We start from the raw sequence: 21707 nt of genomic DNA, 5'->3' as shown, positions 1-21707 counted from the left end.
TAGGTACGAAGATTGTAAATTGCTATGAATTCATTCATAATAAAATCAAGGAATCTTACCATTTAAACAAGTTTTTAATCCGCAAAACGGAAATGAAACTTTCTTCTAAATAAATACGTAAATAAAAGAAAGAACAATAAAAATCGGAGGTATTCTTATGACAGAGCAATCGACAAATTCCCCATTGATTAAAGAAGAAATCGAAAAACATATAAAGCAAGAAAAAAATATTGATGAGCTTCTTGAAAAACTACAATCATTAGGTGAAGATGAACAAAAACAAGCGGGTGAATCTTTAGAAGCTTTAAAACGTCCGGTCAAAGAAATGATGAATGACCAATCCAACCAACTACCTAACCAATTATTCCAATTAAAAGAAATGGTTAGTCAATTAGAGCCTGATTATTTAAATGATGGCCAGCTAAAAAAATGGGTTAATAAATTATTAAAAAGAAGCCCCATTGAGGCCTATACAAAAAAATATCAAACAGTCGAAGCACAGGTAGAGCAAGTGATCGAAGGGTTATTGAGCGGGCGAGATAAACTTCAAGAAGACAATGTTATGCTACTGCAATTAAAGGAAGTCGCTAAACAACGCATTCATAATTTAAACGTTCAAATTGATAACGGCAATCAACTGCACGAAATGCTAGAGCAAGAAATGGATTCAGAACAGTGGAAAGACAACCCGAATGAATTAAAAAAGGGACAAGTGAAAATTGTCACAAGGGTCAAAAATATGTCTCAAGCCGTTATGGTTCTTCAGCAATCATTAGCTTCTGTTGATTTAATTATTGATAATAATGATAAACTTGAAGAAGCGATTTTTAATGCCATTACAATGACAAAGAACATCATTACTGTGACAGCTTCTATTCAATTAGCTTTAAATAATCAACAAAAAGTGATCTCTGCTGTTCGAAATGTTAATGAAGCAACAGAATCTATGCTATTATCTAATGCTCAATTATTAAAAGAAAATACCGAACAAACCTTAAAGACATTAGAAGAGCCCGCGATTGCGATTGAAGCTTTTAGAAAAGCCTACAATCAAGTTTTTGAAGCCATTGAATTAACTGAACAATCAAATGAACGAATTGTCACAAGCGGAAAAAAATTCATTGAAGAAATGGACACTCTTAATAAAGAGATGAAAACGAAATTAATCGGAAAATAAACGAAAATAGATGCAGAAAAGGAGGAGAAAAAAATGAAAGATTTAATGGATTCACCATGGCTACGCTTTTTTACCCCCGCCCACAAAAGAGCTGTGGATGAACATCTCCTTCGTGATGAAGCAACGACTAAATTAATCAAAACTGGCGAAAAATTAATTGATCATTTAATCTCAAAAGCACCAGGGTATAATCAAAAAAGAAGTTTACGTCGCAAGCAAAAACAATCAGTCGTCCGTTTAAAAATCAACCATAAATTTATTAAACTTCAATTGCTAGATACAAAATATTCGGTCTCACCGATTCAAAAGCGTATTACGATTATTTGTTATCGTCATTATGTACGTGCCAAAAACGGTGTAGGGATTTGTAAGGAAGCTTCCATTAACTATATGAAAGACGGAACATGGCATGTCAGATCTTTAAAGCAGTCCTCTCTCTTTCAAGGGATATTTTTTCGAATTCACCGACTTGATGAAGCTTTTTCTCAGGGTCAAAACCAAACAGAAGGTTCACTTGAATTATTAGATAAACAAAAAGAACTGCTCGGAACTTCCAAAACAGACCATCTTCCTTTGTTATTGGAGGAATCCAAACGATTTTTTGATTCGGTTGAGCAATTCTCAATCAATCCATTAATTCAAAATCGTTTAGAGCGTTTAATCAAACAAGCGAGTAAATTAAGTTCAGATTTTGACTTACTTGATTATGAGGAAAAACATATTGTGAGAAGGATGTTTAAAGAGGATGTCCCGAAATTATTAAATACGTTTTTGTCGTTATCACTAAAAAACCAACTCGAGCAAAAGGAAAACATTTTTGTGACCTTATCCAAAATGGAACTCACCTTAATTGATTATCATAATCAATTAGAAAAAGCACGCGTGGAAAAAATGAATCATCTCATCCGACTCCAAGAAATGAGATACAATCGAGATTAAAGGATCTGTTTTCATTTTATTGTCAACAATCCTCATCATAATCATAGATTGTTAACATACAGGATAAAAAGAAATGAACGTCGTTTGCGTTCATTTTTTTAAAACGTTTCATTTTATGGTAAAATGAGGGGACCATTTGTTTTTTAGTTTTTTATTGACCGTTACAATTTTTGCGGAAAAGTTAAACTGACGAACAAATGGATAAATGAATGACCGATAGAAAAGGAGTGAAAATCTAAATGGATCGTAAAGAAGCACAACAATTAATTGGGTTTACCGTACTATATACCGATCAACATAAAGGTACATATTTAGCCCGTTTAGATGATTTAATTCTGGAACCCCGAAAACCTTTTCGTGGACAAATTACCATCCTTGCCCTACTATCTTTACCGACATTAATTGTCGACAAACAGAAAGATACTTTTTATCCCTTAATTAAAGAAGGGTTCAGTTTGGAATGTTCCGGTCAATCTTTAGAAAAAACAAGTATAAAAAACGACTTGTCCTATAACGAGTCTTTACTTCTCGCTTACGAAAGCAGAATAAAACAATTATCGTATAATGAAGATTTTTTTGAGATAGAATTCCTTAATTCAGAAAAGCAACAACTCCTTACTAAGTGCTTAGCTACTGAGCCAACTATTGAACTTGATAATTATATTAAATACACATTTGAAGAACGTAACGATCATTTTGTATTAATTGATGAGCATGGTGGTATTCTTGAACTCGATGACTGCCCTTTTGAATTAATGTGGCAAATCGATTCAACTAATTATACCGGTTATTATATCGGGGCTGGTCAATTTGAATCAAATGACAAACAGATGTATTCGCCAATCGATGGGGATTGGATTTTTATTCACAAAGATCAATTTGATCCTTATATGATCTTAAGACAGGAACTTGAACCGCAAGCACTCGAAGCGTTTGAAAAAAGCTTAGCCAGCTATGGACTGGCACATGATGATTTAATTGAATGCCATAACACATTATTACGTCAATTACTCAGTCAGGAACAAACATCTGACTTTTTCGGCACCAACTTCTTAACTTATAAAAATAATCAAGGGATTACAATGGTGTTACATCATTATGATCGCAAATTAAAAAAAGGAAAAGAAGACATCATTTACGATCGCTTTGAATTCACGACAGAGAATGGCAAACGTTCCATTTTCACGTATACAAACGAATATTCAGTTTAAAAAAAGAGGCAAAAGCCGGTGACATTTCACTCGTTGTAAAATGTCACCGGCTTCCGTTATATGTACTGGAATGAAGGTGGAAGGCGTTCTTCTCATCGTTCCCGAAAACCATGCTCCGCGTCCAGTGGGGTGGTGCCGAACTAACTAGTTTCACTAGTGGATTTCGGCCCTGCCACTAGATCTCGCGGGAGTCTCCGCATGTTTTCGTCCACTAAGATAGAGGGTTCACCTGAATTAAACATAAAAAATGCTTGGATAATATCTACGCGTTTTTGTCTATTCTTAATTTATTAAAACTTCCCGATTGCATTTTATAATTTCTTAAAATCATTCCGTTTGATTTTTGCATATTAAAGTTCTCGTAATAAGAAACTAATTCATCATCACAGCATAAATCAATCATATAAATATGTTCAAGTTCTTTTAACATTTGCTTTACTAATTCGTTGCCAATGCCTTTATTTTTATACTCTGGCAAAACTTCAAGGAAAGGAATGTAGGCAGAAAGTACTCCATCACTAATTGCTGTTATAAACCCAACTACTTGATTCGTATTATCATCTACTGCCACAATCCCTTTACTACTATTTTGTAACAATTTTAAATGAGTCTGAGCATTAGGAGGATTAGGCCAATCCACAAAGAAACCTTTCAACATATCCGCAGTAATACCCTCAAGACAAGCTTTGTATATCACCATGTAACAGCTCCTAAATGAAAATTAATTCAGAAAAAATAAATCAGCAGTAAACTAACAATATAAAGACCTCAACCCAATTAAAGTTGTGTGGCTCAATATGATGTTTCATTACCGTTAAATATACAGACGATTAAAATGGAGCGAAGTCGGAGCACCTATCCTGTGAATCTCTCCAACAAAAATGGTTGATAAAATCTCATTTAACCAGACTTTATCAACCAACAATACTTTTTTAAAGCGTTTTTTCTTTACTCTTCATCTTCTACATATATGATTTCGACACCACAGGCTTTTAATGTCTCAATGATTTGTTCATTAAGTTCTCGATCATAACAAAGTCCAATCGATTCGACTAGTTCTAACTCCTCTAAATAGCCTTTTTCAGCATCTTCGACAAGCTCTAGTAAATCGTCCATGTTATCAGCTGACAACTTTGCTTTTAATTGTTCTATATTCATTTGTTTTTATCCCTCATTACTTTTGTTTTGATGATAGCGAATCAGTCATTTGTTTCCATACGGAACCTTTTGCTTCTTCCCCACCTTCAATTCTTTCTAACGCCATTTTTACTTGAAGAGCTACTTCAAATTCTGGATCATTTTCTGCTTCTTTTAAGGCTTCAATCGCCGATGTGTCACCTACTTCATTTAAAAACATCGCGGCTCTCCAACGAACAAGTTTATTTTTGTCTTTTAAAGACTCAATTACTTCTGGCATAGCTGCAGGATCGCCTATATCGGATAAACAGTCGCCAGCAGTACGACGAACCGTTACAGAAGAGTCTTTTAAAGCTTTATATAAAAGTGGCAATACAATCGGCTTTTCGATCATCCCTAAGTACATCGTAGCCAACCTTCGAATCGATGCTTTTTCATCATCTAGTGCTTTTTCTAAAACTAGTAAATCTTCTTCACTCGGGTCCATCCGGTCTAGTATTTCATAACGCTCACGCCAGTCTTCTTTCTCAAGCATCTCAAGTGTCACTTTTATATAACGATTCGTCGTAACACGCTCTGCTCCGGACTCTCCTTCTCCACGGTTAGCAGCTTGTACTAATTCTTTTAATCGTTCTTCTGAATAAGCAGCTGAGACTTCTTCTCGTACTTCCTTTGCAATCTCATCTAACTCACCATATCGTACCCCTTGATCGACCCATTTTCGCTCTAAAACGACATTATCAGAATCAGATTGAGCTTTAGCTAACGCCTCAACAAAACGTTCTGGTAAACCTTCACGCTTTTCTTGCTCACCATCTGTTAGTTTGATTTGCATTGGAATCCCTTTAAACATTTGCAATTGAACCGTCACTTCACCAAAATGCTCAGTCGCTTTTTCTTCCTCTGCTTTTAATGATTCAGCGTTCTCGCCAAAAACCTCTCTTACTTTAGGTAAAATAAGTTTCCAATCCACTTTTGGATGACGATCAATGGCAATAAAGTCAGCTACATGATAGACAGCCTTTACCCCTTCAACCTCAAATAACTCTTGTATATTTTTCGGTGCTGTATCTTTATTTTTCACTGTATAACTATGACCTGACTCCCCGCCTAAACTTTCACTTAATGTAAGTTTCATTGTATTTGGACTAGGTGTTGGTTCGATTGATTGAATATACAATCTATCCAGCCTCCTTCTGATTGAATTCTTTATTGATCTTACCATATTCAGCCTGAAGCTGCCAATTTAACAGTAACAATGATTCCCTTAATTTAGTAGTTGACTACCTTTAAATTCTATATTATTTCACAAAATTAATTCAGAAAATTGGGTGTTTGTCTGTTATACTATAGAAAAGGGAGGTTATAAGACATGCGTTTTGCGTTTTTATCAGATATTCATGGCAACGCCACTGCACTAGAAGCAGTCATACATGATATTCGCCAACAAGAAGTTGATCAAATTTTTATTCTAGGAGATATTTGTTTCCGTGGTCCTGAGCCAAAACGTTCACTTGATCTAGTTCGTTCCCTTGATGCAACTGTTATCAAAGGAAACGCAGATGAGTGGCTTGTAAAAGGTATTTCTAAAGATGAAGTTCCAGAAGAAGCACTTGCCATTATGAATGAAGAACGTGAATGGACTCTACAAAGACTTGAAGACGAAGATTTAGAATATCTAGCAAATCTTCCTACAGAATTAGTCATTGAAGATGGCTTAGACATTATTATTCATGCCTTTCATGCAACACCAAATGATTTACTAGGTGTCGTATTGCCTGACGAAACAGAAAAAATTGAAAATGAGATTATGCAACGTGATGAAGCGGATTTATTCGTATATGGGCATACTCATTTACCATTTGTGCGTTCATTACTCGGCAAAAATGTCGCAAACACAGGTAGTGTTGGAATGCCTTTTGATGGACACCCACTCGCTTCCTACTTAATTGTTGAGATTGAGGATGGTCGACACCGTCTTCACTTAAACCGAGTACCATATAATCGTGAACATGTAGTTGAATTATACAAACAAGGTAGCTACCCTAATATTGAAACAATGGGACGAGTTATCTTTTACGCGGTAAAACCGTAATATTGCCTTCAAAAAAACACTGGAAGTCCAGTGTTTTTTTGATGACCAAAGCGGATAAAGTGAAGTAATTACATTTTTACGAGTAAACTATTACTTTACAAATGAAAAAGCACTTCAAACGCTCAAATTGTGAACGTCTGAAATGCTTTTAAATCGCTTAACAATGATCGTTATACGCTTGAGCAAGATTGCGAATAATATTTTCTGGAGCTTCTCCTTCAATATGCTCTCTTGGAATAAAGTGAACGACTTCTTTTCCTTTTAATAAAGCCATTGACGGTGAAGATGGCGGAATATCACCAAAGAAGCTTCTCATAGCTACAGTCGCTTCTTTATCTTGACCAGCAAAAACGGTCACTAGATGATTCGGCGTTTTATCATGTTGTAACGACGTAATCGCTGCTGGTCTTGCTAACCCAGCTGCACAGCCGCAAACAGAGTTCACAACAACAAGCGTTGTGCCTTTAGCATTTTCCATATACTCCTGAACAGCTTCGTCTGTTGTTAATTCTTTAAACCCTGAATCTGTTAATTCTTTTCTCATCGGTAAGACCACTTGTTTCATATACTCTTCATATGCCGTTGACATCGTATCGACTCCTTTATTGTTCCTTTAAATTTAATTCTAATTGTTTTTTCACAAAATATGGCTTTAATGTATCAAATAAATAAGCAACCGATTGAAAGGCATACAATCTTTCTACTCCTAAGCCATTTTGAAACACGAGTAAACATGGAACACTTTCAATCTTCCACTTTTGAGCAAAATGAGCGGCATGATTAATATTCAATTGATTGATTGTCATCTGCTCATTTGTTGCTTCAACAATCTCTATCATTTTAGAGGCCAATTTACACGTACCACATAAAGGTGTGTATACATATAAAAACTCAACAGAGTCTCTTTGATGTAACTTTTGCTCAAATCGTTCAATCGATATTTCCTTCATTTTGTTCCCTCATTTAAATGCTATCTAGATTCTTATCTATTTTAACAGATTATCTCTCATCTCGCACGGGTTTGTGACTTTTGCAGACAAAAAAACAGCTTCTCTTTTTCTTTTGGCCACAAGCTCGTTTCGATTCAACCATTTAAGTTAGTTTATAAATCATCTGATCAAACGCAATAAGTGTCGGTGTAAAAAACTGGTTCGCCTCGTCTAAAAGGGAGTCTTCCGCACCTGCATAACGAGAGCTAATATGAGTCATAATCAGTTGTTTCACATCGGCTTTTTTCGCTAATAAAGCAGTATCTTCTATCGTTGAATGACCAAATTGTCTGGCATGTTCACGTAAGTCACTTCTAAAAGTAGCTTCATGAATGAGCAGGTCGGCCCCTTCGGCAAATTCGACTAATTTTTCGGAAGGTCTTGTATCTCCGGCAATGACAACTGTACGCCCTCGTTTTGGTTCACCAACATAGTCTTTTCCATTTAGAATCGTTCCATCTTCTAAACGAATTTGTTCCCCCTTTTTGATTTGCTGATAAATCGGACCTGGTGGAACTGCAAATGGTTTTAATTTATCGATTAGAAGCTCTCCTGGTTTATCGGCTTCCACTAGCTTATAAGCAAAACTCGGCATCACATGATCCAGTTCAAGAGCTTCTACTTTTACACCATTTTCATCAAACAACGCTCCACTTTTAGTCACTTCAACAAACCGAATCGGGTATTTTAAATACGTATGGGATACTTTTAAAGCTTGTGTCACAAAGTCTTCTAGCCCTGGAGGCCCATAAATCACTAATTCAGATAGAGCACCTTGAAAGGAACGTGAACCGATAATTCCTGGTAGGCCAAAAATATGATCCCCATGGAGATGGCTAATAAAGATCTTCTCTATTTTTGATAAAGAAATAGGCGTTTTTAAAATTTGCTGCTGTGTCGCCTCGCCACAATCAAATAACCATTGAATGCTTCTTCTTTTTAAAAATCGTAACGCAAGGGCGCTAACATTTCGTTCCGTCGACGGGATTCCAGCCCCTGTACCTAAAAAATAAAATTCCAAACTTATTCCTCTTTTCCTAGCTAATCATATTAACTAGTATACCATGTCTTGAACTACTCGCCACTTAGCTAACGCTTGAAGTGGGAGATTCTTGGGAACAGAGCGTACTTGCCAGCGGATTTCTTTGCCAACAGAGGTTTCTCTTATGGACCAAGCTATCCCCGTCGATTCCTACGGTTCTGTATGTTGTTTAAGCCAAGTCGAAGGTTCTTACCCCTTCGGCTAGAATATTTTGGCTGGCATTGATATCTCGATCGTGATGTTTATGGCAAATAGGACACGTCCAATCCCTTATTTCAAGAGATTTCTTACCCTCTTGATGTCCACATTCGGAACAGATTTGACTAGATGGAAACCACCTGCTTATTTTCACGATGGTTTTCCCGTACCATTTCGCTTTGTATTCTAATTTTGATACAAAAGCAGACCAGGATACATCCGAGATGGATTTGGCTAATTTATGATTACGCAACATTCCTTTGGTGTTCAAATCTTCGATACAGAGCAGATCGTGGTTTTTGATCATGTCTGTACTTAACTTGTGAAGGAAATCGTCACGTTGATTCCTGACTCTTTCGTGCAATCTAGCCACTTTGCGTTTTTGCTTCTGATAGTTTTTGGCATCAAATAGATGAATACCCTTATTTTTGGCCTGTAACGCACGTCTTGAAAGTTTTCGCTGTTCACGTCTTAATTTCTTTTCCATTTTGGCTGTGAATGTATGATTGTCCATCTTACGACCATCCGAAAGAACCGCAAAGTCCGTGATGCCTAAATCTATACCGATAGATGAATCCGTTTTCTTCAAGGGCTGTACGTCTGTTTCGACTAGAATGGATACAAAGAACTTTCCGCTTGGATTTCGTCTGACTGTAGCGTTCAGAATACGCCCTTCAACCTCACGACTTTTGGCCAAGCGAACATACCCTAGTTTCGGCAATTTGATTTTGCTGTTTACAATGGCAATGTTATGGTTTGTTTCTTTCGTGGTGTAGGATTGTACCTGATTCTTTTTAGACTTGAAGCGCGGTGCTTTATTTTGTTTCTTGAAGAATCGAGTATAGGAATCAGCAAGGTTTTTCAGGGAGGATTGAAAGGCAATGCTGTCCACTTCTTTTAGCCATAGGAATTCCTTTTTTAGTTGGGTTAATTCAGCCGAACAAGAAGAATACGTTAATCCTTTGCCTGTTTCTTTGTATGTATCGTTCCATTTCCCTAAAAAGCGATTAAATACAAAACGAGAACAGCCGATGGTTTTGGCAATCAGGGTTTCTTGTTCTTTGCTTGGGTAGATACGGAACTTATAGGCTTTCTTGACTAGCACGGCTCTCCCCCCTCACAAAACGAACATTTGTTCTTATTTTATCATGAAAAGGAGCGTTTTGGCTACCACCAACCGACATTCATCTCCCACCTATCGTTGGGCTTTGCCCTTCTCACGATGGAGGAAGGAGTCTTCTGTCTGAAAACGATAAAAAGGACAAACATCAAATAATGTCGCCATACAAAAAAGAACGTACTTGAATTGTACGCTCTCTACTCCTATTCAAATGAGAAGATTAAACAAGCTCTCATTTTTATTGATCTCGTGATATCCGAAACCTTTCTTTTCTAAACGATGGATAAACTGTTCATAATCTTGATTACATTTGAGTTCAATTCCAATTAACACCGGTCCATTGGATTTGTTATTTTTCTTCGTATATTCAAATCTTGTGATGTCATCATTTGGTCCTAATACTTCTTGAATAAATTCTCTTAATGCACCAGCACGTTGTGGGAATTGAATAATAAAATAATGCTGTAATCCTTCATAAATTAAAGAACGCTCAGACATTTCCTGCATTCGGCCAATGTCATTGTTTCCTCCACTAACGACGCAAACAACCGTTTTGCCTTTAATTTCTTCTTGATAAAAATCTAAAGCGGCAATCGGCATCGCTCCTGCTGGCTCAGCGACAATCGCATTTTTATTATAAAGCTCTAAAATGGTTGTTGAAATCTTCCCTTCAGGAACAAGAATAATATCATCTAATAATTGCTGACAAATTTGAAAAGATAAGTCACCGACTCGTTTAACAGCAGCCCCATCCACAAATTTATCAATCGTTTCTAACTCAATCACTTTTCCTTGTTTAAGTGATTCTTTCATTGAAGGTGCTCCTACAGGCTCACATCCAATAATTTGTGTTAAAGGACTAATGCTTTTAATATAAGTGGCAAGCCCACTTACTAGACCTCCACCTCCAATGGATGAAAAAACATAATCAATATTTTCATCAATATCGTTCATAATTTCCAAACCAACTGTTCCTTGGCCTGCAATAATATTTTCTTGATCAAATGGATGAATAAAGCTCAAGTTTTCAGCCTCACGTACTTTCATGGCCTCATTAAATGAATCATCAAAAGTATCGCCGGTTAAAATAACCTCAACAAATTCTTTTCCGAAAAACTTAACTTGGTCAACTTTCTGACGTGGGGTTGTTGATGGCATAAAAATCTTCCCGTGAATTTTCAACTTGTAACAGGAATAGGCGACACCTTGAGCGTGGTTTCCTGCACTTGCACAAATAATGCCATTTGCTCTTTCCTCATCTGTCAAACAAGATATTTGATAAAAAGCACCTCTCAGCTTAAAAGAACGGACGACTTGTAAATCCTCTCTTTTTAAATAAACTCGACATTGATATCTTTCTGATAATACTTGATCATATTGTAAAGGTGTATGGGTTACAATATCTTTTAAACGTTGATTCGCGATGATGATATCTTCTAATTGTACTAATTCCATGCTGAATGTCCTTTCGAATTGTCATTTATAAGTATTTTCTGAATTTACGAATAAAACAATCTTATCATATGGTTATCCATTTGATAAGACTTTGTTCACAAATATCTTATATCGCTTTAAAGTTTTACCACTTGCCATCAAGAAAACTTAAGTAAGATACGAAATATTTTAAAAAGGCTTGGGGAAATTAATCTATTTTGAAAAGGAAAATATCGCCACCCCCTCGAAAATTCCTTTCCTTTAACAAATTAGTCGGCTTTTAAAGGTCAATGAAGGCGTTTATTTTATTGATTGTAAGCGATTATCTGTTGATTATTTATGCTTGCAACACTATAATAGAATCGATACTTGACGGTGTCTTAATGAAGGAGGGTTGATAATGATAAAGAAAACAATTGCAGCCGTAACAGCTTTCCTTGCCATGTTACTGCTACCATTACATACAGTTTTAGCTGCAGGAGCCGATAGCGGTGCTACTGAAGCCGCATCAGGTGGTATGGGCATGACGAATATTCTTCTACTGGTCTTATCAGTAGCAACACTTGTTACAATGGCTTATCTACTTATTCGTGATAATGGTTAACGAAAATAAAAACGTGTAGATTCCTATAAGAGGAACTACACGTTTTTTTAATTCATTAGGTTATTCAATGCCTCATCCACTTGAGAGAGTACATATTTAATCGATTTAAAGGTCTCTAACTGTCGCTTTAAACTTGTATTCCCATAAAAGGATTTAATCGCCACCGTTTCAAAATTATCGACGGTTTGCGTAATTTGATTCGTATAAAGTTGATTTGGCTTATATTCCTGTACAAATGGCTCAACCAATTCCTCCCATCGTACGGTTAATTCAGTAACTTCATCTGTGAAAGGTTTAACCGTCCCAAAAAAATCAGGTTCATAACCTTCCTCTCTCGCTTGATTTATAAAAAAATCACGGGCAAACTCATTTTTATCTCTTAACTTCTCATTAACATCTCGTAGTTGCTGTAGTTGTTCCTCCGTCATTTTACACCTCCACAATGAGCTTATCAAAAATAAAGCATTGTGAAAAGGAAAGAGCGTTCTACTAAGCATAACTCTCATAAAAGATCGATTAAGGAGACTTAAGCAATCTGTTAACAGGCTTTTTTAACTTGGGATGAACATTTGAACAAAGGTCCGCCATCTTTTTTTCGGTTCCCCACCTGCTGCTAATGGTAGTTCAGCTTCCTCAAATTCTTTGGCTACTTTTGATTCCATACTTTCTAGTCTCGTTTCCAATCGATTGAGCATTTTGACCATATCCTCTATCTCAGCACGGTGTTTTAATAACTGGTAACTCACAACCTCGTCGGCTTTTTGTGAAAGACGTTGTTCTAAGTCCATCACTCGCTCAAGAACCTGTTCTAACTTTTGCTCATATTCATCCGTAGCAATACGAGGTTTATCTGTCTTTGTTGCAATCATCGCACCTTCTATTTGAATTTCAACATCACGTAGTTTTTTCCCATTGTTTAATTGACTTTTGATTGACTGTAATAATTCCACATGTTCGGCCGTAAAGAAATAATGACCGTGCTCATTTGTTTCACATGGTAAGGCAAAGTATTTTACCCAGCGTTGGACGGTCGTAGGATTGACTGAAAGCTCTTCAGAAACTTCCTTCGTTTTAAATAATTTACTCATCATTTATCCCTCCGTTTATAACTTTGTACTTCCCAATTCAACTTCAGGAGAGCACTTCCCTTCACGGCTGACAAAACTAGAAGGCTTTCGCCAAAGAAAGTCCAAAACTAACACAATTCCTCTACAGGATGAAAAAAACCGCTAAATGATTCCTAATTCTGTACTTTCTTTTCGTTTTTTGTAAAATGGGATTTGTTTTATGTCAGAAGATCTTTTTTCGAAAGCTGACAAGAATAAATAAAAGCTAATTCGCTCTCTTTCCACTTCAACCAATTTGTTCGTTCTTTTGGTTTTTTTTCTTTAACTGATTTATATAATTTGCGGATTTGCTTAGGTGTTAAGCTCCACCTCATAATCTTTGGTTGTTGATGCTTAAATTCTTGGTAAGCTAAGCGGAGAATGGGGGTTCGGTTATTAGTTGACCACTTTTTGCTTAATCGTTCATAATCAAGCCGCGAACCCGTATGTTCCGTTCCTATTAAAAAACTCTTAATGACCTCATGACAATCTGGATGGTAAAGAATTTGTGCCAGTTTTTTCCCGAGCTCGATTCTTGCTTCCACCTTTTGAAAGTTCGTGACCGATAAACCATAGATTTTCTCTTCTAAAGTAGGAAATAACACATAACTTAGATGAGCATGGTCTTCCAAAAGAAAAGGAAGTTGTGACAAAACTCTTTCTTTTGCAAACGCCGTTTCTATTAACGTATGTTGTAAATGATGCTGTTCATTAATAATGAGTGAAGTCATTAAACGCTCCTCATCTTTTTTAAACCAAAAAAGCTGCCATTCATGCTCACTAAAGCTTGAAATATTTAAATCTGTCAATACTGAAAATAAAGGGACCTTCATCCTTTTTGATAATTGGTACAATAACAATTGTGGATAGGCATCAGCAAATATAAGCCAGTTTGCTCGTTCAAAAAAAACAAATAAATGAGCTCGTACCTTCATAGACATCAAAGATTGAAACCTTTTACTTTGTAAACTCGTCATATTATAACCAGCATTTCTAGAAACAGCAGAGGCTAGTAAGCTCCATTTTATTTCTGGGTTTTTGCAGTAAAATTTTAAATAAGCTGAAGTTCTGGACAAGTTATCACGATTATATCTTTTCGTTTCCGCCTTTATCCACGACAACAAGATTTCTTTTTGCATGTGCGATAGATGCACCATTAATTTCACCATCTTTCACAAAACTTTATAATCTTATCACTTTTCTTCCGTTAATTAATTGCTCATTTATGGTAATATGGTTTGATGGGATCTGTATTATTATGTACATATTCTCACGCTTAGAATATTTCATTTTAGAAAGGGTTGTGATTAGATGACGATTCGCTACCCAAACGGAAAAGTGTTTAAACGAGAGACCACCGTCAAAAAACAGCGCAAAGCAAATGAGACGACCTACAGTAATCGGGGCATGTCGTTAGAAGAGGATATTAACGAAACAAATGAATATTATTTACAAGTAAAAAAAGCCGTCATCCATAAAAAGCCAACACCTGTTCAAATCGTTCAGGTCGATTATCCAAAGCGAAGTGCTGCAGTGATTAAGGAAGCTTATTTTAAACAAGCATCAACAACAGATTATAACGGTGTATACAAAGGTCGTTACATAGACTTTGAAGCAAAGGAAACGAAAAATAAAACATCCTTCCCTTTGCAAAATTTTCACGACCACCAAATTCAGCATATGCAAGCTGTATTAGCTCAAGAAGGAATTGCTTTTATCCTGATCCGTTTCTCTATAACGGACCAAGTTTTTTTGCTAGATGCAAGCTACTTAATTACATGTTATTTAGCTCAAAAGAATGGTCGTAAATCGATTCCAAAAAAAGAGATTGAAAAATACGGCCATTTGGTTAAAATAGGATATCAACCACGCATTGATTATTTAACGATTGTGGAGCATTTATATTTTTCGTAATATACTTCAACCTTTTTCTGCTAAATAGAAAAAGATAAGGGTTGATTTTATTTGAAAGGGAGAAAACCATATGTCAGATCATAATAAATCAAACCCACCGTCGCCGAAGTCGCGTGTGGAAAAAAGAAAGCAAACTCAAAAAAGTCAGACGAAACCAAAAAAGAAGGGCATTTGGAAAAAAATATTTATTACACTCGTTGCCCTCTTTATGTTAGCAGTAGTCGCTGGTGGGATTACCGTCTTTGCCATCGTGCAAAGCTCACCTGATCTCGACTCCGATAAACTTGTTTTAACCCAAGGTAGTGAAATCTTTGACCAAAGTGACCAATCAGTGTCGATGTTAAATTCATCAGAGAACCGAATTAATATTGATTATGCCGATATCCCACCTGTTTTAGAGGATGCTTTTTTATCAGTAGAAGACGTTCGCTTTAGAGAGCATTTTGGGATGGATATGCGTCGTTTCTTCGGAGCCGTCTTAGCGAATATTACCGATGGTTTTGGCGCAGAGGGTGCCAGTACGATTACACAACAGCTCGTCAAAAATCTGTTTTTAACCGATGAAAAGAGAATTTCTCGAAAAATTCAAGAAGCCTATTTAGCGATTCAATTGGAACAAAAATATTCTAAAGATCAAATTTTAACGATGTACTTAAACCAAATTTATTTAGGTGGTGGTGTCTACGGTGTCGAACTTGCTTCGCAACGATATTTTGGCAAATCCGTTGCTGATTTGAACCTAGAAGATGCGGCATTACTTGCGGCCATACCACGCCGCCCCAGCTTTTATGACCCAATCCAAAATCCTGAAAATGCGGAAAGTCGCCGTAATGTGGTTTTATCCTTAATGGAGCAACACGGAAAAATCTCAAGTGAGGAAGCAACAGCTGCTAAAGAGATTCCGATTGCCGACCAAATGAACCCAACAGAATTTGAGTCCTATCCATATGAAGCGTATTACAACTTTATTATGTCTGAACTTGAGAATATTGATGGAATTACTTTAACGGATGTTTATAATTCTGGTCTAAAAGTGTATACAACATTAGATGTTGATGCCCAAGAACATTTAGAAGAAATTTTAGCTTCTGATGATTATATTCCTTACTTCCCGGACCATGAGCTGTATCAAGCTGGGGTGTCAGTGCTTGATACACAAACAGGAGCGATAAAAGCCTTAGGAAGCGGGCGTGAAGATACGGGGTATCAATTAGGTTTAAACTTTGCTACAGATGTAAAAAATCAACCAGGTTCAACGATTAAACCGATTTTAGATTATGGCCCAGCGATTGAACATCTACAATGGTCGACCGGAAGAATTATGAATGATAAACCGACTACTTATAATGACCGTGACCAAACGCCCGTTAATAACTTCGACAGAAGACATCTTGGCAATATGACGATGCGCGAAGCCCTTGCCCGTTCAAGAAATACGACAGCAATCCAAGCTTTACAAGAGGTTGGCGTTGATAAAGCGGCAGAGTTTGCTCAAGGCTTAGGACTTGATACCGAAAATGGAGATGACCCGATGCATGAATCGTATGGAATTGGTGGCTTTAGACACGGGGTTACTTCTTTAGAATTAGCCGGAGCATTTGCGGCATTTGGAAATGGTGGCACCTACACAAAACCGTATGCGATTCGTAAGATTGTCTTCCCAGACGGACGCGAACTTAATTTAGAGCCAGAAAGTCAAAAAGCGATGGAAGATTATACGGCTTATATGATTACCGATATGCTTAAATCTGCCGTTACATCTAGTTATGGTACAGGTGGGGCAGCTAATGTGAGTGGTGTTCCGCTTGCAGGAAAAACAGGGACAACTAACTTTCCTCCGGAGCTAAGAGAAAAGCATAACTATCCAGATGGGGCTGTTCCGGGTTCCCTTTTTGCCGGCTACTCTTCACGTTATACGATTGCCGTTTGGACTGGATTTTCAAAATTAGATGAGACGACCTATTTAGGTACACGCGAGCAAAGAAGTGTCCCTCAACTCATCTTTAAAGAAATGATGGAGCACTTATCGGCTAATATTGATACACCTGATTTCCAAATGCCAGACTCTGTCGTACGTGTTGGTGTAGAGAGATCGACTGGTTTATTACCAAGTCCTTTCACTCCTTCTAGCGAGATTATTCAGGAACTGTTTGTCAAAGGGACTGAGCAAACGCAAGTATCCGAGAAATTTGTTGATATCGAAGCTCCTTCTGGGGTACGTGCTGTCTACCAAGAAGATCAGGATCAAATTATTGTGACTTGGAACTACCCACAAGACTTGGTTGATGACGTCAATTTTGAAGTAAGGCTTTCTATAAACGGTGGCAGCAATGAAACGGTTCAGGAATCAAATGATATGCAATATATTTATTCCAATCCAGAGCCTGGCTCCACTTACGAATTCTCAATCGTTGCTAAGTATGATGGGGAAACGAGTGACCCAGCAAGAGCTTCTGTCGAGATTCCGGACGCTATTGAAGAAGAAGAGCCAGAACCTGAAGAAGAAGATGTTGAAGAAGATACTGAAGAAAACAATGATGAAGACCAAACAGAGGACGGAAACGAAAACGACTCTGGAGAAGATACAGGTTCAGACGAAAATGAAGACGATAATAGCGGCGAAGAAGAAACTAACAACGAAGGAACTCGCCCTGAAGACGAAGAACAAGAAGAAGATATTGAAACAGAAGAGGAATAGAAAAATATTATAAGCAAAAGTTAAAAAGCAGATGGGATACTCTCTCATCTGCTTTTTTCTTATGATTAAATGCTACTCAAACCTAAAAAAGATACTTCGGTGGCTTCTCCTCCTCCACATACGCCGCTTAAGTTCTCTTTGCTGCTTTTATTCACTGGCTTTTGGAATCATTCGCACGCTTTGATTCCCTTTGTCGCTCTTTTACAATGGCTTCTGGCTTCATTCGCACGCTTTGATTCCCTTTGTCGCTCTTTTCCGCACTCTTTTGGCATCATAGCTTCCCAATCTACCCCTATCATTCCCTTCCTGCCTCTTATTCAACAGCTTCCGACTTCATTGCCCCTATTCTAGCACCCAACAAACCAAATAAAAAAGCCATCTCAATTGGGCAAAACTCCCTTTTGAAACGACTTTCTATTAACAATACTTAAACAAACTTTAATTCCAACAATCTAGACATCTCTTTTTCTAATCTTAATTGTTCCTCTTTTGAAAACAACGATTCAAACCGTTCAACTTCTTGTTGCATAGCTTGACTAATATGTTGAATACCTTGTTCATGGAGGATATTGATTAATGATGCCAAATTTTCTATGACTTGTGCTTCAATATCTCGAATCGTTTCACGTGCTTTTTTTGCTCCCGTATCGACTAAAACATCTTTTAACTGCCTTGTGCCGCCTTCTTCAAAAAAATGCTTCAATGATTTGAATTCTTGTTTATATTCATTTGGCTCCATCTCAATTAAAGAATCTAATGAAAGAGGTTCAAAACGGAATTCTCTTTTGTCTGTAAGCAAGTTAAAATGTTGGATGCTCTTTTGGATCGTTTTTTCCATTTCCTTTTGCCAACGGACATAGCTTTTAGAAACAGCTAATTCTAAACGAACAATCGTTGCCTCAAGCTCTTTTTGTAAAAACCATTCCGCTTCACTTTTCCACTCACGAATACTTTCGACTAATTTCGTTTGTTGTTCTTTTTTTGTTTTTCCATTCACTGAGGTAATATTAATCGATTCTGTATATCCATCCGAGAGAATAAATGCCATTCTTTCACGTAAATAAACCATCAATTCTTGCAGTTCTTGTGTCACTTCCGTTTGAAGCGAATCCATAGATTGCGCTTCAATAAATGCCATGAGCGTTTTAGTATCTGTTTTTAATTGAGATAATTTTTGCTGTCGTACATCTATTTCACTGCTCATAAAAGCGATACTATCCGTTACTTTTTGTTGATACTTTACTAATTCTTCATATAAAAGCTGATTATTAAGAGCCTTTAATTCCTCAATCGTTTCTTGATAAAATTGTTGTTCAAATTGGATAAAAGACTGTCCCTCACTTGTCTCACTCTCTCCTCGTTTATCTGATAACCCTCGTTTGCTTGATAAGTGATAAAGCCTCGGTTCAGCCATCCCATTACGTTTTAACTCATCATAAACATGTTTTTTAACACCATTTAATTCACGTTCACTACTCGCGAGGTCGGCTGCATTTAAGACAAAATAAATCTTATCTTCATTGAATCCCTCGTTCACTTTCGCTACCTGTTGTAAAAACCATTGATCAGCTTTGGAAAAAGCATGATTATAATAGGTTAAATAAAAGACCGCATCAGAGTTTTTTAATTGCGTAAAAGCAACATTTGTATGACGCCCATGGATTGAATTTACTCCTGGTGTATCAATGAGTTCAATCCCCTTTTCCGTTAACGGGCAATCATAATAAATATCAACGGCATGCACAAGACAGGCCTTTGATTCATCCGCAATATAAGCAGCCGCTTCCTCTTTAGCAACACTCGAACTCGTATCCAAAACCGCTTCATATTGTTTTAAACTGTTTTTTAACGTTAATAAATATTCCACAAACGTTTTTTGAGAGCTTCTTGTATATTGAGCTACATTTGCTCGCCACTTCGTTAACTGTGGCAAGGAAACAATTTCTTCTCCTAACTGCTTACTCACATATTGAATCTCCGCCTCAACGCTATCTCGTGACTTAAAGTGTAAAACGGCTGTGTTATGAGCATGCTCTCCATTCGAACGTTTAATCGTATTAATCGTCGCGGTCGTTGGATGCGGTGACACTGGTAAAACATAATCACCTAATAGAGCATTAGCAAAACTTGATTTCCCGGCACTAAAAGCTCCAAATAGAGAAATTCGGAACGTTTCATTTTTATGTCTTTTAATACGGCTTAAAAGATTCTCTCTCTCTTTTTTTAAAGAATAAGAATGCTTACCTGTTAAGAGCCAATCTTCTACTTCTGCAAGTAATGTTTCACTAAGTTTTTCTTTCTCCCGTTCTTGAGTTTTCTCCACCTTCCATTCCCAACTCGTATCAATTACACTTTCTTCCGGCAAAGCTAACTCGATAAATGGAGACGCATCTAATGTTTCTGGATATGTTTTTTGGGAGGCTGCTTTTAAATCTTTTTCAAAATGATTCTGGTTATAACGCTTCGACTCGTCCACTAATATTTCAGCTTTAGTTGAATAATCACGCTTTAATTGTTCCATGTCCTTTAATTCTGCCTGAATTTGAGAAAAGGAGTTTAGTTCACCCTCAATTTGTTCTTTTTTTAAAGACCAGCTGTTTTGCAAGCCTTCTACAAGTAAAAGAAGGGCAGATTGGGCTTTTTGTTGTAATCTCTTTTTGATTTCTGCTTCTCGCTCTTTTGTAAAAGTAAAAACATAATCTCGGTTAATATGTTTTGGAATTGCGACAGACTCAAATAAGGAACGATCGATTTCGACATCAATATTCTCAATCGCCGCTTCCACTTCCAATCGATTCGTTAAATCACTTTTTTCTACTCGCTCAAACGACCTTTTTAAATGAAAGATGAGCATACTTTTTACTTTATCTTTTAACTCGTCTAATAAAGCTTGAAGTCGTCTTCCTTGTTCTTCCTCTGTTTTCTTTTTCGCAAAAAGAAGTCCTACTTTAAAAGATTGGTCTTTACTTTCCAGCCATTGGCGTGCTAGGTCGGTTGTCGAATAAGGAAAAACGGTTACTTGTTGAAAAAGCTTTTTCCAATCCGCTTCTAACGTACTTTGCAGTTCTGTCGATTCCAACTCCACTGCTTCTAACTGTTGAAGTAGTTGTGCTTTTCGTTCAAAGGCATCTTTAGGAAAACCTAATCGCTCAAGCCCTTCCTCTTTTTCAGTTATTTCTTCCTCTAAGTCTTGTTCTATTCTCGATTTCACATTCAATAACAAACTTTGAACCATCCGGTCATTAGAAATTTCGGCTAAGGAATCTCCATGAAACAAAATCGCTTTCATGGCATGTTCAAACTCAAAAAATTGATTATTGGGATCATTTTTTACTTTCATACTTGTATAATACAAATCAAGAAACTCAATTTTCCAACTTTTAAACGTTTCTCGAACAGAAGAATCAAATTGGGCAAAGGAAAGTTCCTGCTCATTATGCTTATCCACTTGATTAATGACAAGCATTAACGGTTTATGTTCTTCTGATAATTGTTTGAGAAAATATAAATTTGTTTCTGATTGGACATGATTATATTCCATAACATAAACGATTAAATCTGTTGTATATAGGGCTTCAACCGTCATTTTTTGATGGGTTGGATCAGTCGAATCAATACCTGGTGTATCATATACCACACTGTTATTTAAGAACGGAAGTGGGGCATAAATTCGCATATCGGTAATATTGTGGCCGTCCATTCCCCATTTGCGAATTTGTTCCCACGGAATATCCCCTGTCCATTTTTTTGTTTTTTGATCCGAACTTGTAACCGATACACCAAGCTCCCCTTGCTGAATGGAAACGATGTTAGCACTCGTTGGGATCGGGCTCGTTGGCAATACTTCAGCCCCTAATAATGTATTCATGATCGTTGATTTCCCGGCTGAAAAATGGCCACAAAAAGCGATTTCAAAAAAGGGATTCTCTTTTTTTTGTTCAATGATTTGAAATCGCTTTAATTCTTGCTCATTTAATAATGATTTCGTTTGCAATAATGTAGTGTTTGTCTCGCTTCTTGACATTTTTCTCCACCCCTCGTTC

General features: G+C 36.9%; 19 protein-coding genes. 7 read left to right on the top strand and 12 right to left on the bottom strand.

Translation table 11 applies throughout. The annotated features are described in order from the left end of the window. Window positions 1-157 precede the first annotated feature (157 nt). The 3 genes from AA0017_RS07695 (at window position 158) to AA0017_RS07685 (ending at window position 3327) form a co-directional block, all read left to right on the top strand. Window positions 158-1177, top strand: coding sequence for a toxic anion resistance protein (locus tag AA0017_RS07695; protein WP_413380625.1), 1020 nt, complete (start codon window positions 158-160; stop codon window positions 1175-1177). 33 nt (window positions 1178-1210) lie between these two features. After that, window positions 1211-2116 carry a hypothetical protein gene (locus AA0017_RS07690; protein ID WP_413380623.1) on the top strand — a complete coding sequence of 302 codons (906 nt, stop codon included), beginning with the start codon at window positions 1211-1213 and terminating at the stop codon, window positions 2114-2116. Window positions 2117-2355: 239 nt separating this feature from the next. Then, on the top strand, window positions 2356-3327 hold the full coding sequence (locus AA0017_RS07685; RefSeq protein ID WP_413380621.1) for a DUF2777 family protein: 972 nt from the start codon (window positions 2356-2358) through the stop codon (window positions 3325-3327). A gap of 262 nt (window positions 3328-3589) precedes the next feature. Here AA0017_RS07685 and AA0017_RS07680 read toward each other — a convergent pair whose 3' ends face one another. The 3 genes from AA0017_RS07680 to AA0017_RS07670 form a co-directional block, all read right to left on the bottom strand. Then, a complete protein-coding gene (locus tag AA0017_RS07680; protein WP_413382461.1) occupies window positions 3590-4024 on the bottom strand; it encodes a GNAT family N-acetyltransferase in 435 nt (144 codons plus the stop codon). 251 nt (window positions 4025-4275) lie between these two features. Next, on the bottom strand, window positions 4276-4485 hold the full coding sequence (locus AA0017_RS07675) for a hypothetical protein (protein ID WP_413380619.1): 210 nt from the start codon (window positions 4483-4485) through the stop codon (window positions 4276-4278). A gap of 16 nt (window positions 4486-4501) precedes the next feature. Further along, window positions 4502-5644, bottom strand: coding sequence for a conserved virulence factor C family protein (locus AA0017_RS07670; RefSeq protein WP_413380617.1), 1143 nt, complete (start codon window positions 5642-5644; stop codon window positions 4502-4504). Window positions 5645-5836: 192 nt separating this feature from the next. Here AA0017_RS07670 and AA0017_RS07665 point away from each other — a divergent pair, with 192 nt between their 5' ends. Next, window positions 5837-6559: a metallophosphoesterase family protein gene (locus AA0017_RS07665; protein ID WP_003323254.1), complete on the top strand. Its 723-nt coding sequence runs from the start codon at window positions 5837-5839 to the stop codon at window positions 6557-6559. Between the two features lie 157 nt (window positions 6560-6716). Here AA0017_RS07665 and AA0017_RS07660 read toward each other — a convergent pair whose 3' ends face one another. From AA0017_RS07660 to ilvA, 5 genes are all read right to left on the bottom strand, one after another. Beyond that, a complete protein-coding gene (locus tag AA0017_RS07660) occupies window positions 6717-7148 on the bottom strand; it encodes a BrxA/BrxB family bacilliredoxin (RefSeq protein ID WP_413380613.1) in 432 nt (143 codons plus the stop codon). Window positions 7149-7161: 13 nt separating this feature from the next. Continuing rightward, on the bottom strand, window positions 7162-7509 hold the full coding sequence (locus AA0017_RS07655; RefSeq protein ID WP_413380611.1) for a thioredoxin family protein: 348 nt from the start codon (window positions 7507-7509) through the stop codon (window positions 7162-7164). A 142-nt stretch (window positions 7510-7651) separates the two neighbouring features. After that, complete coding sequence (gene rnz, locus AA0017_RS07650) at window positions 7652-8569, bottom strand: ribonuclease Z (RefSeq protein WP_413380609.1); 918 nt, start codon at window positions 8567-8569, stop codon at window positions 7652-7654. Window positions 8570-8759: 190 nt separating this feature from the next. Then, window positions 8760-9893 carry an IS200/IS605 family element RNA-guided endonuclease TnpB gene (gene tnpB, locus AA0017_RS07645; protein ID WP_413380607.1) on the bottom strand — a complete coding sequence of 378 codons (1134 nt, stop codon included), beginning with the start codon at window positions 9891-9893 and terminating at the stop codon, window positions 8760-8762. Between the two features lie 222 nt (window positions 9894-10115). Beyond that, complete coding sequence (ilvA, locus tag AA0017_RS07640; RefSeq protein ID WP_413380605.1) at window positions 10116-11363, bottom strand: threonine ammonia-lyase IlvA; 1248 nt, start codon at window positions 11361-11363, stop codon at window positions 10116-10118. 373 nt (window positions 11364-11736) lie between these two features. Between ilvA and AA0017_RS07635 the strand changes: the two genes are divergently transcribed. Next, window positions 11737-11946, top strand: a complete 210-nt coding sequence (locus tag AA0017_RS07635; RefSeq protein ID WP_413380603.1) for a hypothetical protein — start codon at window positions 11737-11739, stop codon at window positions 11944-11946. Between the two features lie 47 nt (window positions 11947-11993). Here AA0017_RS07635 and AA0017_RS07630 read toward each other — a convergent pair whose 3' ends face one another. The 3 genes from AA0017_RS07630 to AA0017_RS07620 all read right to left on the bottom strand — a co-directional run bounded on the left by AA0017_RS07630 (window position 11994) and on the right by AA0017_RS07620 (window position 14209). Further along, window positions 11994-12374, bottom strand: coding sequence for a YppE family protein (locus tag AA0017_RS07630; RefSeq protein ID WP_413380601.1), 381 nt, complete (start codon window positions 12372-12374; stop codon window positions 11994-11996). A 123-nt stretch (window positions 12375-12497) separates the two neighbouring features. Further along, window positions 12498-13034, bottom strand: coding sequence for a chromosome-anchoring protein RacA (gene racA / locus AA0017_RS07625; RefSeq protein WP_413380599.1), 537 nt, complete (start codon window positions 13032-13034; stop codon window positions 12498-12500). Window positions 13035-13231: 197 nt separating this feature from the next. Beyond that, window positions 13232-14209: a DUF2515 family protein gene (locus AA0017_RS07620; protein WP_413380597.1), complete on the bottom strand. Its 978-nt coding sequence runs from the start codon at window positions 14207-14209 to the stop codon at window positions 13232-13234. 154 nt (window positions 14210-14363) lie between these two features. Between AA0017_RS07620 and recU the strand changes: the two genes are divergently transcribed. Together recU and AA0017_RS07610 are read left to right on the top strand one after the other, a co-directional pair. After that, window positions 14364-14966 (top strand): Holliday junction resolvase RecU, encoded by a 603-nt coding sequence (gene recU, locus AA0017_RS07615; protein ID WP_413380595.1) that lies wholly within the window; start codon window positions 14364-14366, stop codon window positions 14964-14966. Between the two features lie 70 nt (window positions 14967-15036). Then, window positions 15037-17664, top strand: a complete 2628-nt coding sequence (locus AA0017_RS07610; RefSeq protein WP_413380593.1) for a PBP1A family penicillin-binding protein — start codon at window positions 15037-15039, stop codon at window positions 17662-17664. A gap of 427 nt (window positions 17665-18091) precedes the next feature. Here AA0017_RS07610 and AA0017_RS07605 read toward each other — a convergent pair whose 3' ends face one another. After that, on the bottom strand, window positions 18092-21688 hold the full coding sequence (locus AA0017_RS07605; protein WP_413380591.1) for a dynamin family protein: 3597 nt from the start codon (window positions 21686-21688) through the stop codon (window positions 18092-18094). Between the last annotated feature and the right edge of the window lie 19 nt (window positions 21689-21707).

Origin of the sequence: Alkalihalobacillus phoenicis (assembly GCF_047302405.1) — a bacterium.
Taxonomy (GTDB): domain Bacteria; phylum Bacillota; class Bacilli; order Bacillales; family Bacillaceae_D; genus Alkalihalobacillus.
The sequence above is the reverse complement of the archived record's forward strand: the minus strand, read 5'-3'. Positions and strand labels throughout refer to the sequence as shown.

Bases quoted from the DNA above. Each gene is read 5' to 3' on its own strand.
- recU (WP_413380595.1), top strand. From the start codon at position 14,364: ATGACGATTCGCTACCCAAACGGAAAAGTGTTTAAACGAGAGACCACC.
- AA0017_RS07665 (WP_003323254.1), top strand. From the start codon at position 5,837: ATGCGTTTTGCGTTTTTATCAGATATTCATGGCAACGCCACTGCACTA.
- AA0017_RS07685 (WP_413380621.1), top strand. From the start codon at position 2,356: ATGGATCGTAAAGAAGCACAACAATTAATTGGGTTTACCGTACTATAT.
- AA0017_RS07605 (WP_413380591.1), bottom strand. From the start codon at position 21,688: ATGTCAAGAAGCGAGACAAACACTACATTATTGCAAACGAAATCATTA.
- AA0017_RS07620 (WP_413380597.1), bottom strand. From the start codon at position 14,209: ATGGTGCATCTATCGCACATGCAAAAAGAAATCTTGTTGTCGTGGATA.
- racA (WP_413380599.1), bottom strand. From the start codon at position 13,034: ATGAGTAAATTATTTAAAACGAAGGAAGTTTCTGAAGAGCTTTCAGTC.
- AA0017_RS07630 (WP_413380601.1), bottom strand. From the start codon at position 12,374: ATGACGGAGGAACAACTACAGCAACTACGAGATGTTAATGAGAAGTTA.
- AA0017_RS07660 (WP_413380613.1), bottom strand. From the start codon at position 7,148: ATGTCAACGGCATATGAAGAGTATATGAAACAAGTGGTCTTACCGATG.
- AA0017_RS07655 (WP_413380611.1), bottom strand. From the start codon at position 7,509: ATGAAGGAAATATCGATTGAACGATTTGAGCAAAAGTTACATCAAAGA.
- AA0017_RS07695 (WP_413380625.1), top strand. From the start codon at position 158: ATGACAGAGCAATCGACAAATTCCCCATTGATTAAAGAAGAAATCGAA.
- ilvA (WP_413380605.1), bottom strand. From the start codon at position 11,363: ATGGAATTAGTACAATTAGAAGATATCATCATCGCGAATCAACGTTTA.
- AA0017_RS07690 (WP_413380623.1), top strand. From the start codon at position 1,211: ATGAAAGATTTAATGGATTCACCATGGCTACGCTTTTTTACCCCCGCC.
- AA0017_RS07610 (WP_413380593.1), top strand. From the start codon at position 15,037: ATGTCAGATCATAATAAATCAAACCCACCGTCGCCGAAGTCGCGTGTG.
- AA0017_RS07675 (WP_413380619.1), bottom strand. From the start codon at position 4,485: ATGAATATAGAACAATTAAAAGCAAAGTTGTCAGCTGATAACATGGAC.